The sequence below is a fragment of the Isoptericola sp. NPDC055063 genome (genome assembly GCF_053608125.1).
The window spans coordinates 108,004-121,057 of the sequence record NZ_JBSGUW010000015.1; the positions used below are offsets into that span (position 1 = coordinate 108,004).

General features: G+C 75.0%; 14 protein-coding genes. 9 read left to right on the forward strand and 5 right to left on the reverse strand.

Annotation, left to right across the window (positions count from 1 at the left end; translation table 11 throughout):
* The first annotated feature begins 92 nt into the window (after positions 1-92).
* Positions 93-842 carry a GlxA family transcriptional regulator gene (locus ACWF41_RS18005; RefSeq protein WP_452182982.1) on the forward strand — a complete coding sequence of 250 codons (750 nt, stop codon included), beginning with the start codon at positions 93-95 and terminating at the stop codon, positions 840-842.
* 36 nt (positions 843-878) lie between these two features.
* On the opposite strand, the gene ACWF41_RS18010 is transcribed toward ACWF41_RS18005, so the two are convergent.
* Complete coding sequence (locus ACWF41_RS18010; protein ID WP_380314740.1) at positions 879-1,496, reverse strand: TetR/AcrR family transcriptional regulator; 618 nt, start codon at positions 1,494-1,496, stop codon at positions 879-881.
* A gap of 114 nt (positions 1,497-1,610) precedes the next feature.
* On the opposite strand from ACWF41_RS18010, the gene ACWF41_RS18015 reads away from it, so the two are divergent.
* The 3 genes from ACWF41_RS18015 (at position 1,611) to ACWF41_RS18025 (ending at position 4,527) form a co-directional block, all read left to right on the forward strand.
* A complete protein-coding gene (locus ACWF41_RS18015; protein WP_380314743.1) occupies positions 1,611-2,321 on the forward strand; it encodes a DUF981 domain-containing protein in 711 nt (236 codons plus the stop codon).
* A gap of 68 nt (positions 2,322-2,389) precedes the next feature.
* On the forward strand, positions 2,390-3,313 hold the full coding sequence (locus ACWF41_RS18020) for an NADP-dependent oxidoreductase (RefSeq protein ID WP_380314746.1): 924 nt from the start codon (positions 2,390-2,392) through the stop codon (positions 3,311-3,313).
* 71 nt (positions 3,314-3,384) lie between these two features.
* Positions 3,385-4,527, forward strand: a complete 1,143-nt coding sequence (locus tag ACWF41_RS18025) for a M24 family metallopeptidase (RefSeq protein ID WP_380314749.1) — start codon at positions 3,385-3,387, stop codon at positions 4,525-4,527.
* Positions 4,528-4,550: 23 nt separating this feature from the next.
* Here the strand turns inward: ACWF41_RS18025 and ACWF41_RS18030 are convergent, their stop codons facing one another.
* On the reverse strand, positions 4,551-5,423 hold the full coding sequence (locus ACWF41_RS18030; RefSeq protein WP_380314752.1) for a siderophore-interacting protein: 873 nt from the start codon (positions 5,421-5,423) through the stop codon (positions 4,551-4,553).
* A gap of 92 nt (positions 5,424-5,515) precedes the next feature.
* On the opposite strand from ACWF41_RS18030, the gene ACWF41_RS18035 reads away from it, so the two are divergent.
* From ACWF41_RS18035 to ACWF41_RS18045, 3 genes are read left to right on the forward strand one after another with little or no spacing between them, the layout of a single operon-like run.
* On the forward strand, positions 5,516-6,319 hold the full coding sequence (locus ACWF41_RS18035) for a DUF2599 domain-containing protein (protein WP_380314754.1): 804 nt from the start codon (positions 5,516-5,518) through the stop codon (positions 6,317-6,319).
* A gap of 30 nt (positions 6,320-6,349) precedes the next feature.
* The gene (locus ACWF41_RS18040) at positions 6,350-6,703 is read left to right on the forward strand and encodes an ArsR/SmtB family transcription factor (RefSeq protein ID WP_380314757.1); all 354 of its coding nucleotides are present in this window, start codon (positions 6,350-6,352) and stop codon (positions 6,701-6,703) included.
* Positions 6,700-7,200 (forward strand): SRPBCC family protein, encoded by a 501-nt coding sequence (locus ACWF41_RS18045; RefSeq protein ID WP_380314760.1) that lies wholly within the window; start codon positions 6,700-6,702, stop codon positions 7,198-7,200. The genes ACWF41_RS18040 and ACWF41_RS18045 overlap by 4 nt, the downstream gene beginning before the upstream one ends.
* 93 nt (positions 7,201-7,293) lie before the next feature.
* On the opposite strand, the gene ACWF41_RS18050 is transcribed toward ACWF41_RS18045, so the two are convergent.
* Entirely contained in the window at positions 7,294-8,061 is a 768-nt protein-coding gene (locus tag ACWF41_RS18050) for an SDR family NAD(P)-dependent oxidoreductase (protein WP_380314763.1), read from the reverse strand.
* Between the two features lie 206 nt (positions 8,062-8,267).
* A complete protein-coding gene (locus tag ACWF41_RS18055) occupies positions 8,268-9,263 on the reverse strand; it encodes an NAD-dependent epimerase/dehydratase family protein (RefSeq protein ID WP_380314766.1) in 996 nt (331 codons plus the stop codon).
* A 94-nt stretch (positions 9,264-9,357) separates the two neighbouring features.
* Here ACWF41_RS18055 and ACWF41_RS18060 point away from each other — a divergent pair, with 94 nt between their 5' ends.
* Together ACWF41_RS18060 and ACWF41_RS18065 are read left to right on the forward strand one after the other, a co-directional pair.
* Positions 9,358-9,963, forward strand: a complete 606-nt coding sequence (locus ACWF41_RS18060; protein WP_380314769.1) for an HD domain-containing protein — start codon at positions 9,358-9,360, stop codon at positions 9,961-9,963.
* 73 nt (positions 9,964-10,036) lie between these two features.
* Positions 10,037-11,872, forward strand: coding sequence for an HNH endonuclease signature motif containing protein (locus ACWF41_RS18065; RefSeq protein WP_380314772.1), 1,836 nt, complete (start codon positions 10,037-10,039; stop codon positions 11,870-11,872).
* A 118-nt stretch (positions 11,873-11,990) separates the two neighbouring features.
* Here ACWF41_RS18065 and ACWF41_RS18070 read toward each other — a convergent pair whose 3' ends face one another.
* Complete coding sequence (locus ACWF41_RS18070) at positions 11,991-13,037, reverse strand: DUF2804 domain-containing protein (RefSeq protein ID WP_380314775.1); 1,047 nt, start codon at positions 13,035-13,037, stop codon at positions 11,991-11,993.
* Positions 13,038-13,054 lie beyond the last annotated feature (17 nt).

Consider the following 13,054-nt stretch of genomic DNA (forward strand, 5'->3'; position numbering starts at 1 on the left):
TGGCCTTTGTGTAAATGGAGTGGGGTTTCGGTGTATTTCCGACCCCCCCCTTAGACGCTTTTGCTGGGTGGTGGTTCCCCCTCTTTGTTTTTTTGGCCCTTTCCCGGGGGGCCGCCCCCCGGCACGTGCGGGCCGTCGTCGACCCCGCGCTGGTGCCGCGTGTGCGGGCGCTGGCCGACGGCGCGCGCCGCGTGACGTCGGTGTGCGTCGGTGCGCACGTGCTCGCCGAGGCGGGTCTGCTGGAGGGCCGCCGCGTCACCACGCACTGGTCCACCGCGCAGCAGCTCGCGGCCGAGCACCCGGGCGTCCGGGTCGACGTCGACCCGATCTTCGTGCGCGACGGCGACGTGTGGACCGGGGCCGGGCTCACGGCGTGCCTGGACCTCACCCTGGCGCTGGTGGCCGACGACCACGGCCAGGAGGTCGCGATGCGCGTGGCCCGCCAGCTCGTGATGTATCTCAAGCGGCCCGGCGGGCAGAGCCAGTTCTCCGTCGCGACCGACCCGCGCGCGACCACCCGCCGCGTGGACGACCTGCGCCACCACGTCCTGCAGAACGTCGCCGCGCCGCTCACGGTCGCCGAGCTCGCCGAGCAGGCGCACGTCAGCGAGCGGCAGCTGACCCGGCTGTTCAAGACCGAGCTGGGCACCACGCCCGCGGCCTACGTCGAGTCCGTCCGCGTCGAGGCGGCCCGCCAGCGCCTCGAGACCACCGACGACACCCTGGAGCGCGTCGCCGCCACCTGCGGGTTCGGCACGACCGACACCCTGACCCGGGCGTTCCGGCGCCGCCTCGACACCACGCCCGCGCAGTACCGCGCCCGGTTCCGCCTCGCGGGCTGACGCCGGCGCCCGCGACCGGCCCGAACGGGTCCGGAGTCAGCGCCAGCGCTCGAGCAGCCGCGCGACGGTGGCGGTCGCGCGGTCCAGCACCCCGTCCGTGCCGGCGGAGGCGGCCGTGAGCAGCGCCGCGTCGACGACGTGCGCCACGAGGTCGACGTCGCGCGGGTCGGCGCACGCCGCCTCGAAGCCGGAGGCCGCCAGCACGGTGCGGGCGGCGGCGAGCAGCCGGGGCCGCGAGCGCCGCATGATCGGCTGCAGGGCGGGGTCGCGCATCGCCGTCATCATCGGGTCGAGCCGCCGGGCCACGACCGTGTCGTCGACGTGCGGGGCGTACAGGACCTCGACGAGCAGCCGCGCCGTCGTGGCCGCGGAGCGCCGGCGGTGCGGCAGCGCCTCCGCCGCGGCCTGCGCGGACGCGCCGCGCAGCTCCTCCGCCGCCTCGACGGCCGCGGCGACGAGGGCGGCGCTGCTCGGGAAGTAGTAGGACGCCGAGCCCTGCGGCAGGCCCGCCGCCTCGGCGACCCGGCGGTGCGTGACGGCGCCGAACCCCTCGTCGATGAGGAGCACCGCGGCCGCCTCGACCATCCGCCGCTGCTTGTCGGCGCCGCGGTCCTGGACCATGCGCCGCCGGCGCGGCCGGTCGCTCTCCGTCACGTCGCCCATCGTAGGCGGGCTGCCGCCGCGGCGCAGGAATTATTCATACGCACGTATGGTTCTCGCGATCGACAGACCCGCCGCCGGCGGCACGAACCGAGGAGATGAACCGACATGGCCACGGAAGGCCTCGTGATCGACTGGGCGCAGATGCCCACCTACAACACCGTGATGTCCGTCGCCGTGGGCGCCGGGCTGCTGCTGCTCGTGTGGCTCGGGCGCGAGCTGCTGCGCTCGCCGAAGAAGGTCGTGGCCGAGGGGTGGGCGCTCGCCTTCGGCGTGCTGGGCCTGATCCTCACGGCCACCGGGCTGCACATGACGCTCACGTGGCCCCTGGCGGCAGGCGGCTTCCCGTTCGACAACATCATCTTCGGCGAGACGAGCCTCGCGTTCGGCGTGCTCCTGCTCGCCGCCGCGTTCTACCTCTGGACGCGCGGCAAGGAGGCCCTGGCCCGCGAGGACGCCACCGACCACCTGCGCGCCGTCGCCCGTCCGGTCTCGGTCTTCGTGCTCGGCATGGGCCTGGGCCTCGTCGCCATCGCGATCGCCGGCGTCACCTACCAGCTCTTCGCCGCCCCGCCGCAGGAGCCGATCTCGGGCGCCTTCGCTGCCTACCCGCTGGTCGAGGCGATCTTCATGTCCGGCCTCATCGCCCTGGTCGGCCTCGGCGCGATCCTCTTCCCCCTCGCGCTGCGCGACGGCGCCGGCCGCGGCCTGCGCGTCGTCGTCGGCTGGGCCTGGGGCCTCGCCGGCCTCGCGTTCCTGCTGTTCGGCGCGATGAACTTCTTCACCCACATCGGGCTCATCGTCAACACGATGGGCTGACGCCGACGTCACACCGGACGGGCCGGGCCCGCGGGAAGCCCCGCGGCCCGGCCCGTGTTGTGCGCACCATGCGAGCCATCACCTACTCCCGCTTCGGCGGCGCCGACGTCCTCGAGCTCACCGAGCAGCCCGACCCCCACCCCGGCGCGGACGCCGTGCTCGTGCGCGTGCGGGCCGCGTCCGTCAACCCCGTGGACTGGGTGGTGCGCCAGGGCCATCTCGAGGGCCTGATGGACACCCAGTTCCCGGTGATCCCGGGCTGGGACGTCGCGGGCGTGGTGGAGCAGGTCGGCCTCGACACCCCGGAGTACGAGGTGGGCGACGAGGTCTACGGCTACGTCCGCAAGGACTGGGTGCACGCCGGGACGTTCGCCGAGCTCGTGGCCGCTCCCGTGCGCACCCTGGCGCGCAAGCCCGCGTCGCTGAGCTTCGAGGAGGCCGCCGCGGTCCCGCTCGCCGGCCTCACCGCCTACCAGTCCGTGCTGCGCTCCGGCGTCCGCGAGGGCCAGACCGTCCTGGTGCATGCCGCGGCCGGCGGCGTCGGTTCCTTCGCGGTGCAGATCGCGCGCAGCCTCGGCGCCCGCGTGATCGGCACGGCGAGCGAGGCCAACCACGACTTCCTGCGCGGCCTCGGCGTCGAGCCCGTGACCTACGGGGACGGCCTGGCAGAGCGCGTGCGCACCCTCGCCCCGGGCGGCGTCGACGTCGCCCTCGACTACGCCGGCGGCGACGCCGTCGCCACGAGCGCACAGGTGCTGGCCGACGGCGGCACGATCACCTCGATCGTGGACGCCGCGGCCCGCACCGAGCACGGCGGGCACTACGTGTGGGTGCGCCCGTCCAGCACCGACCTCGAGGCGCTCGGCGCCCTGATCGACGCCGGCAAGGTCTCGGTGGAGGTGGGCCAGGTCTTCGACCTCGCCGACACCGCCGACGCGCACCGCGCCAGCGAGTCGCGGCACGGCCGCGGGAAGATCGTCGTGCGCGTCTGACGGGTGGTCGCGGGCCCGGGCGGGCCGGCGAGCCGCGTGCGGGGCGGGGCGCCGGGCGGCACGCTGGGCACATGACGCCCTTCTCCCCCGCCGTGTACGCCGACCGCCGCCGCCGGGCCGCCGCGCAGGCCGCCGCCGCCGGCCTCGCCGGGGTGCTCGTCACCCCGGGCCCCGACCTGCGCTACTTCCTCGGCTACACGCCGTCCGCGGACACCGAGCGGCTCACGCTGCTGGCCATCCCCGCCGACGGGTCCGACGCCGTCGCCGTCGTGCCGAAGCTCGAGGCGCACGACCTCGAGGTCGGCGCGGTCGGCGGCATCGAGGCCGTGGCGTGGTCCGACGGCGAGGACGAGCACGCCGTCGCCGGCCGGCTCCTGCGCCCGGACGGCCGGTACGCGATCAGCGACGCTGCGTGGGCGCTGCACGTGCTCGGCCTGCAGCGCGCGCTGCCCGCGTCGTCGTACGCGGCCGTCACGAGCTCCCTGCCGATGCTGCGCGCCGCGAAGTCGCCCGAGGAGGTCGCCCGCCTGGCCGCGGCGGGCGCGGGCGCGGACGCCGTCTTCGACGAGATCGTGCGCCGCCGGTTCGCGGGGCGCGCCGAGCGCGAGGTGTCCGACGACCTCGACGCGCTGCTGCGCGCCCACGGCCACGAGCAGGTGGACTTCACGCTCGTGTGCGCCGGGGAGAACGGCGCCGACCCGCACCACGAGGCCGGCGACCGGGTGATCCGCGAGGGCGACATGGTCGTCATGGACTTCGGCGGGCTGGCGGACGGGTACGGCTCGGACACCACGCGCACCGTGCACGTCGGGCCGCTCACCGCCCGCGAGCAGGAGGTGCACGACGTCGTGCGCGCCGCCCAGCAGGCCGGGGTCGACGCCGTCCGGCCGGGCGCCGCCTGCCAGGACGTGGACCGCGCGTCGCGCGGCGTCATCGCGGACGCCGGGTTCGGCGAGTACTTCGTGCACCGCACCGGCCACGGCATCGGCCTGACGACGCACGAGCCGCCGTACATGGTGGAGGGCGAGGAGACCCCGATCGAGGCGGGGATGTGCTTCTCCGTGGAGCCGGGGATCTACCTGCCCGGCGAGTTCGGGGTGCGGATCGAGGACATCGTCGTCGCCTTCCCCGCGGGCGTGACCGGCCTGGCCGACGCGCCCGACGCCGGTGTGCGGCTCAACACCTCGCCGCACGAGGTCGTCGTCGTGGAATGACCGGCATCCGTCGGCCGGGCGGGTCAGCTGGGCGACGCCTTGCCGTGCCGCCAGTACCCGACGAAGTCGACCTGACCCTTGGGCCAGCGCCGCTCGTTCACCAGGTGGCGGCGCACGCCCGCGGCGAGCGCCTGCTCCCCCGCGACCAGCGCGTACCCGTCGCCGGCGGGGAGCTGCTCCCCACGGACGAAGGCGAGCGCGGCGCGGCCGGGGACCTCGCCGAGCGCCGGGTCGTCGGCGGCGGCGCGATCACGCTCCACCCAACGTAGGTCGACCCCGCCCGGCACGCGGAAGTCCTGACGGTCGTCGGCGGTGGGCACCTCGACGACGGCGACGCCGCGGGCGTCGTCGGGCAGGGACTCGCAGATGCCGGCGACGGCGGGCAGTCCGCTCTCGTCGGCGACGAGGAGCCGCCACGCGCACTCCGCGGCGGGCCGGTGGTAGGCCCCCTGGTCGAGGAGGCCGACGCGGTCGCCGGACTGCGCGGACAGGGCGAACCCGGCGCCCGGCCCGAGCGGCTCGTCGCCGACGTGTGCGTCGTGGCCGTCGTGGCCGTCGTGGCCGTGCAGGACGAAGTCGACGTCGATCTCGCGCAGCTCGGGGCGCGCCGCCCGGATCGTGTAGTTGCGCACCAGGGGCCGGCGCGAGCGCGGCGTCGCGAGGTACTGCGCGTACCAGCCGAGGTTGGAGGTGCGCGTGGGGAGCGTCAGCGAGTCCTGGCCCGGGCGCGGCAGGAACAGCCGGAACCACTGGTCGTGGCCGACGAGCGTCAGGTGCTCGATGTCCTCGATGCCGAGCGTGACGCGCTGCAGGTGCGGGCCGATGCGCTTGGTCGTCACGACCTCGGCCACCAGGACGTGCGGGTCGACCGGCTTCGACAGGGTGCGGGTGCTCACGGAGGTAAGGTTAGGCGACCCTCACCTATTTGACCAGGCCCGTCTGCTCGACCGGGTCTGCCCGCCCCGCGGACGTGACGGAGACTGTGCGGGTGCACCCCCGCCCGTCGCGCGCCGCCCTCACGCTCGCCCTGCTGCTGCCGCTCGCCGCCTGCACGCCGGCGGCGCCGGCGCCCGCCGACGCGACTGCCACCTCCGCCACGGCGAGCCGGACGCCGACACCCGCACACGAGGTGCGCGTCGAGGTCGCGGCCGGCGACGTGACCCTGGAGGTCACCGTGCCAGGAGCGTCGGACGACGACCCGCGCGTCACGGTCGAGCGCGACGACGACGCGAGCACGGCGGCGGTGACGTTCGCGGCGGCGGCGCTCGGCGACGACGACGCCGGCCCGCCGCGGATCGCCCTCACCTCGGGCGGCACGCTCGCGTCCCGCCCGGACGGCAGCGTCGTCGTCCGCGACGGCGGGACCGCGGTCGGCGGGCTCTCGGCACCGCGGGGCGCGCGGTTGGTCGCGGTCGACGACACGCACCTCGAGGTGCGCGCCACCGCCGCGTCCGACGCCGAGGTGGCCGAGGACGCTGAGGACGCGGCGGGCGCGACCACCGTCCTCGGCACGGCGGGTGTGCGCTCGGCCGACTGGGGCGACCGGGAGGGCGGGCGCTCCCTGGCCGTGGACGCGACCGCCTGGGCGCGCGACGCCGGGCAGGCGGGCGTCGACCTCGTGTGGGCGGAGCTCGTCGCCGACGACCCGGAGGTCGACACGTCGACGATGCACGACCAGCTCGAGTGCCACGCGATCGGCGCGCCCGACAAGGCCACCTGGAACCTCGAGCCGTGGCGGCCCGACGTCGGCCTCGTCGCGACCATGGCGGCGCGCTGCAACCCGACCTCTTGACACATTCCGATATAGGCATACATTGAGAGGGTGGCACGCGCAGCGACGACGACGGACGCGTTCAACGCGGTGGCCGAGCCCCGGCGCCGCGAGATCCTCGACGCGCTCGCGCAGCAGGAGCGCAGCGTCGGCGAGCTCGTCGAGCTGCTCCACGTCGCCCAGCCGGTGGTCTCCAAGCACCTGAGGGTGCTGCGGGAGGTCGGGCTGGTCGAGGTCCGCGACGACGGCCGTCGTCGCCTCTACCGCGTCGACAGCCGGCCCCTGCAGGAGATCCATGCGTGGGTCGGCCGGTACGAGCGGCTGTGGGAGGAGCGGTTCGAGCTCGTCGACGGGCTGCTCGACACCCTGGAAGGCACACCGGAGACCCCAGGAGAACGATCATGACCAGCACCACCACCGGCACCGCCGTCCTGACGTTGCCGAACGACACCGACATCCAGGTCGTGCGCCGCTTCGCCGCGCCGGCCGCCACCGTCTGGCGCGTCTTCGCCGAGCCCGACCTCGTGGCCCGCTGGTGGGCCGGGCGCCGCGGCACGGTGACGAGCGTCGAGATCGACCTGCGCGTCGGCGGCGCGTACCGCTACGCCATGCAGGCCGACGGCGGGTTCGAGGTCGCGTTCCACGGCGAGTTCACCGAGATCGTCCCCGCCGAGCGACTCGCGCACACGGAGGTGTTCGAGGGCATGCCCGACGGCGACGCCGCGGCCACGCTGAACACCTACTCGTTCGTCGAGGACGACGGCGCCACCACGCTCACGCTGGTCACGCGCGCCCCGAGCCGCGAGGTGCGCGACGCCATCGTCGAGTCGGGCATGGAGGGCGGCCTGCAGGAGGGGTTCGACCTCGTCGACGAGCTGGCTGCCGGGCTCGCCGCACACTGACCCGACGCCGACCAGGCAGCTGCCACCGGTATGGGCCGAGGATCGGCGCCATTCCGGTGGCAGCTGCCTGGTCGGCGGGGGGCGGGTGCCGGGTCAGACGGCGGTGTAGCCGCCGTCGATCAGCCAGTACGCGCCGGTGACGAACGACGCGTCGTCGGACAACAGGAAGCGCACGACGCGCGCGACCTCCTCGGGCTCGCCGAGGCGGCCGAGCGGGTGCTTGGCGACGAGCGCCTCGCGCGCCTCGGCCGGGAGGCTCGACTCGACCAGCGGCGTCTTGATGTACGCCGGGCCGACGGCGTTGATGCGCAGGCCCTGCGGCCCGTACTCGGCGGCGGCGTTCTTCGTCACGCCGACGACGCCGTGCTTGGCCGCGGTGTACGCGCCGCTGCCGATGGCGGCCACCGTGCCGTGGATGGACGCCATGTTGACGATGGCGCTCTGCGCGGCGCCCTGCTCGAGCATCGCCGGTATCTGCGCACGCATGCCGTACAGCACCCCGTTGAGGTTGATACCGATCACGCGGTCCCAGTCGTCGAGGTCGGTGTCGCCGGCCGGGGCCTGCTTGCCCCCGATGCCCGCGTTGTTCACCGCGTAGTTCAGCCCGCCGAAGGTCGACTTCGCGAACTCGACCGCACGGGCCGAGTCCTCCTTCACGGCGGTGTTCGCCTCGAACGCCGCAGCCTCGCCCCCGGCGGCCGTGATCTCGTCGGCGACACGCTGCGCCGCGTCGAGGCGGATGTCGGTCACCACGACCTTCGCGCCGTGCGCCGCCAGCTCCTTGCTCACCGCCTCGCCGATGCCGGACCCGCCGCCCGTCACGAGCGCGACCCGTCCGTGGAAGCTACCGCCTGTCGCCATGTCCGTACTCCTTCGCACCACGCCCCGGCGGGCGGGGCGCGGAGTGCACGACGACGGCCCGGACGGGACGAACGACCGCCCCGTCGCCCTCGTGAGGGAAGGGGCGCTGACCCTTCGACCGTAAGCCCGACCGTGGGCACCCAGGGCCCGTTCCAGGCCGAAAGTGACGCACTACACCTGTGGCGTCAGCATCTTGGGCCGGGCCGTCATGAGCCGGCCGGCCGTAGCCTCTCCAGAACCTCGGACTCCTCCGCGGCGGTGAGCCCGGTGACCGCGGCGCCGGGTGCGGCACGCAGCCACGCGAGCGTGTCGCGGGCGGTCTCCTCCACCGGCCGCGGGGTCAGGCCGGCGGCGACCGCCGGGGCGGCGTCGTGCGCCGGCATCCCGTCGTACTCCGGCCGCGGCAGCCAGAGCGGGAGCGACCGCTCCCCCGACCACGGGCGCACGTCGGCCGCCTCGAGCCGCGCGCCGTCCGCCCACACCCAGCGCGGCTCGGCACCCACGCCGCGGGCCACCGCCGCGAGCAGGTCGCCGATCGGCGTCACCGGGCCGACGGCGTCGAACACTCCCGTCGTGCGACGCTCGGCGAGGTCGACGACCCACGCCGCGAGGTCGCGCACGTCGATCACCTGCACGGCGTCCGACGGGTCGCCGGGCGCGAGCACGTCGGCGGCGCCCTCGAGCACGCGCCCCATCCGCGCCGGCCAGTAGGCGAACCGCCCGCTGGTGTCGTCGGGGCCGACGATCAGGCCGGGACGCACGACGGCGGCCCCCGCCGCGCCCGCGCGGACCGCCTCCTCGCAGGCCACCTTCATCGCGCCGTACGCCTCGGGGCTTGATGCCGGGTCGACGTCGCGGGTCTCGGGCTCGCGCAGCGTGCCCACGCCCGGGCCGCCGGGGTCGGAGTCGTCGGCATAGACGTTCACGGTCGAGACGAACACCCAGTGCGCGGCGGGCAGCGCGGCCACGGCGCGGCGCACGTGCGACGGCGTCCGCGACACGTCGACGACGGCGTCGAAGCCCTCGTCCGCGAGCACGGCGGGGAACGGCTCCGCCCGGTCGAGCAGCACGTGCCGCACGCCCTCCGGGACCGGGCCCGAGCGACCGCGGTTGGCGGCCACCACCTCGTGGCCGCGCGCCACGGCGTCCGCCGCGACCGCCTTCGAGAGGAACACGGACCCACCCAGCACCAGGAGCTTCATGGACCCACCCTGGCGCACGCCGTCGCCCGGCGCCGGGGCCTTCCGCGCGTGGCAGAAGACGTGCCGGCCGTCGCCCGCGCTAGCCTCCGGCGGCATGACCCCCGAGGCACCGAGCGCCCTCCCGCTACCGGACGGCCTGCCTGCCACCGTGCCCGTCCGCGCCGCGTTCGAGGTCCTCGTCCGCTCCTCGCCCGCTGCGCTGGTCCACCACGCCGTCCGCTCCACCCTGCTGGCGGCCGACCTCGGACTCCGGCTGGAGCTCCCCGTCGACGACGAGGTGCTCGCCGTCGCGGGCCTGCTGCACGACACCGGCCTCACGCCCGGTTTCGACGCGCACGCCGCACCCTTCGAGGTGGCCGGCGGCAACGTGGCCTGGGCGGTCACCGCCGGCGCCGGCTGGGCCCCGGAGCGCCGCGACCGCACCGCGCGCGCCGTCGTCGACCACATGCTCGACGACGACGAGGTGCCGCCCCACGAGCGCCCGGAGGGGTACCTGCTCGCCCGGTCGACCGGCGCCGACGTCAGCGGCCGCGGCCTCGAACACTGGCCCGCGGCGTTCCGCGACGACCTCGAGGCGCGATGGCCGCGGCTCGACTTCCGCGACCTGTTCAGCGCCTGCCTCCGGGACCAGGCCGCGCGCAAGCCCTCGTCCGTCGTGGCGGCCTACGTCGCCGCGGGCGGCGCCGACCGCGTCCGCTGACCGGCCTGATCGGTTGTCCACAGATTGCCGGGAAGGTCTAGAACAGGTGTTCGAACGTCGCTAGGCTGAGGGCATGACGACGACGCTCCCCGACTCCGCGACCGGCACCTCCGCCGGCACGCCTGCGGGTCGCGCGAACGTGCCGGTGAGCCTGAACGCGGCGGCGGAGCGGCTCGCCGCGATGCCACGGTCGTGGACCCCGTCGATCAGCGAGCTGCTCGAGGAAGAAGGACGATCTGGCAGGGGCGGGCCCGGCACTGAGCCGCAGCACCCTGCCTCCTCGAAGCAGCCCTCGTTGGCCGACCTGGACCGGGTGCTCGACGAGCTCGCCGAGAACGACGCCGAGATCGCTACCCTGCACGCCCACCGCGCGGTCCTCCTCGCCCGCGCCGCCGGTCTGGCCGAGGCCCTGGAGTCCGACCTCCTGGACCCCGCCGACCCGACCGCCCGCCGGGCACCCTCCGCCCGCCGCCTCGAGCTCGCCAGACGCGCCGTCACCACCGAGATCGCCACCACCCTGCACCAGGGCGAGCACGCCACCGGCACGCTGGTCGACCACGCCGTGACCTTGACCGTCAAGGCCCCCGCGACCCTGGCCGCCCTGCACCAGGGCCGCCTGTCCTGGGCGCACGCCACCGCCATCACCAAGCACGTCGCCGACCTCGATCCCAGTGCCGCCGCACACGTCGAGCACGCCGTCCTGACAGCCGTGATCAAGCCCGACGACGCCCCCGGCACCACCACGGGCACGGTCACCTGCACGCCCACCCAGGTCGCCCGCCGCGCCCGCCGAGCCCGCGAGACCGCCCACCCCACCCCGCTCGACGTCCGCCACCACGAGGCCGCCCAACACCGCACCGTCTTCCTCGACGACGACCACGACGGCATGGCCTGGCTCGTCGCCCACCTCCCCGCACCCCTCGCGCACGCCGCCTACGACCGCCTCACCCGCACCGCCCGCCACCTCATCACCAACAATGCCACCAGCAGCGACGCCGGCCGAGCCGGTGGCACAAGCGGCGCAGGCAGCACGGGCAGCGCACGCGGCATGGGCAGTGGCCGCACCCTCGCCCAAGCCCGCGCCGACACCCTCACCGCCCTCCTGCTGGACGACGGCACCCTCGAGACAAGCACCATCAAGACCAGCACCTCCGCGACGCGCACCCCTGACACGCGCACCCCTGAGACGGGCAGCGCCGAGACGGACACCTACGACGACCCGGACTCACAGGTCGCGCACGAGCACGAGCACGAGCGGGCCACCCTGGCAACCCTGGCGCGCTCGATCCGCCCCCAGGTCACCGTCACCGTCCCGGTCCTGACGCTGCTCGGCATCACGGATGTTCCGGCCACGATGAACGGGCACATCCCCATCGACCCCGACACCGCCCAACACCTCACCGCCCTCGCCCCCACCCTGCGGCGGATCCTGACCCACCCCGAGACCGGCACCGTCCTGTCCGTCGGCCGCACCACCTACACCACCCCCGCCGACCTCAAGAACCTCATCCGCCACCGCGACACCACCTGCCGCTTCCCCGGCTGCACCCACCCCGCCACCCAGTCCGACCTCGACCACACCACCCCCTGGGCCACCGGCGGCACCACCAACGCCACCAACCTCGCCGCACTCTGCCGCCGACACCACGTCCTGAAACATCAGACGACATGGCAGGTCAAACAGGTGAACACAGCCCCCGGCACCGGCCCGCACCAGCAACCACCCGACTGGGGCGGCACCCTCGAATGGACCTCCCCCACCGGACGCCGCCACACCACCACGCCCGAGCCCATCGACACCACACGACACCGCACGCTGCCGCGGGGCCACGAGATCGAGCCGCCGGACCACGACGCCCACGACCTCCACGACCCCCACGACGTGCGGCCGGACATCCCGCCGTTCTGACCTGAGCGTCCGACCTGAGCGTCCGACCCAAGCGTCCGACCCGGGCGGCCAACCCGAGCAGCAGGTCCGAGCAGCAGCTCCGAGCAGCAGCTCCGAGCAGGGGTCCGAGCGGTTCGGCTCACCAGCGCTGCGCGACGTCCTCCGCCCAGCCGTCGAGCCGGTCGACGTCGACACGCGTGCCGTCGTCGGCGACGACCCAGCCCGACCAGGTGCCGAAGCACTGGTGGGTGGACGACGCGACGAGGCCGAGTTGGGTGCGGCTCACGCGGTCGTGGACGGGAGCGAAGGTGAGGTCCAGCCGCTCGCCGCGCACGCGCCACGGCTGGGTGTACGCGGCCGTGTCGAAGGTCCAGTCGAGCTCATCGTGGATCTTGTGGAGGAGTCCGTCGACGAAGACGCCGTTCTCGGTGGTCGGGCCGGGCCGGGTCCAGGTGCCGCCGAGCTGCAGCGCCACCTCGTGCTCGGCGCCGGCGGCGTCGACCCCGCGGCCGAGGCCCACGCCCCACTGCCACGCGGCGCGGTACGGCCACCGCCCCCGCCCGTGGTCCAGCACGGCCCACGACCCTTCCGGCAACGCACGCTCGAGGCCGTCCACGGTGAGCCGGCCGGCGGCCGGCCGCCCGACGTCCTTCGCCGTGTACTGGAACCGCCGCTGAGACCAGGGCACCACCACCCCGAGCAGCTCCCGGCCCGCCGGGCGGGCGACGGTCACGTCGAGGTCGACGCGGGCCGTCCGGGCCCGCAGGCGCGTGCCGCCGGGCTCCTCGTCCACCGCGATCGCGACGGCGCGCGTGCGCGACCGGACGGGGCCATCGCCGAGCCGCCCGGGCAGCGTGGCCGAGCGGTTCAGCGGCGCGATCGCGACGGCGTCGACCTCGGCCCCGGAGGCGCGGTCCCACACCCACACCTGGTGCAGGGCGGCGTAGTCGAGCGCCGACGTCGTGAGCGCGACGACGTGATCGGGCGTCACGACGGCCCAGTACTCCCACCGCTTGTTCCGCCCGCGCCCGCGCAGGCCGCGCCCGACGCTGGACGTGTCGTGCAGGGGCCCGCGCGACCACCCCACGGCCTCCGGGTTCAGACGCCCGTCGGGCCGACAGAGCGCCACGTCCGCACGGACCTCGCGCTCGCCCGCCTGCTGGGTCCCGTGCTTGTGCTCTGCCACACGGCGAGGGTAGCGGT

Bases quoted from the DNA above. Each gene is read 5' to 3' on its own strand.
- ACWF41_RS18055 (WP_380314766.1), bottom strand. From the start codon at position 9,263: ATGAAGCTCCTGGTGCTGGGTGGGTCCGTGTTCCTCTCGAAGGCGGTC.
- ACWF41_RS18045 (WP_380314760.1), top strand. From the start codon at position 6,700: ATGACCAGCACCACCACCGGCACCGCCGTCCTGACGTTGCCGAACGAC.
- ACWF41_RS18025 (WP_380314749.1), top strand. From the start codon at position 3,385: ATGACGCCCTTCTCCCCCGCCGTGTACGCCGACCGCCGCCGCCGGGCC.
- ACWF41_RS18060 (WP_380314769.1), top strand. From the start codon at position 9,358: ATGACCCCCGAGGCACCGAGCGCCCTCCCGCTACCGGACGGCCTGCCT.
- ACWF41_RS18050 (WP_380314763.1), bottom strand. From the start codon at position 8,061: ATGGCGACAGGCGGTAGCTTCCACGGACGGGTCGCGCTCGTGACGGGC.
- ACWF41_RS18015 (WP_380314743.1), top strand. From the start codon at position 1,611: ATGGCCACGGAAGGCCTCGTGATCGACTGGGCGCAGATGCCCACCTAC.
- ACWF41_RS18020 (WP_380314746.1), top strand. From the start codon at position 2,390: ATGCGAGCCATCACCTACTCCCGCTTCGGCGGCGCCGACGTCCTCGAG.
- ACWF41_RS18065 (WP_380314772.1), top strand. From the start codon at position 10,037: ATGACGACGACGCTCCCCGACTCCGCGACCGGCACCTCCGCCGGCACG.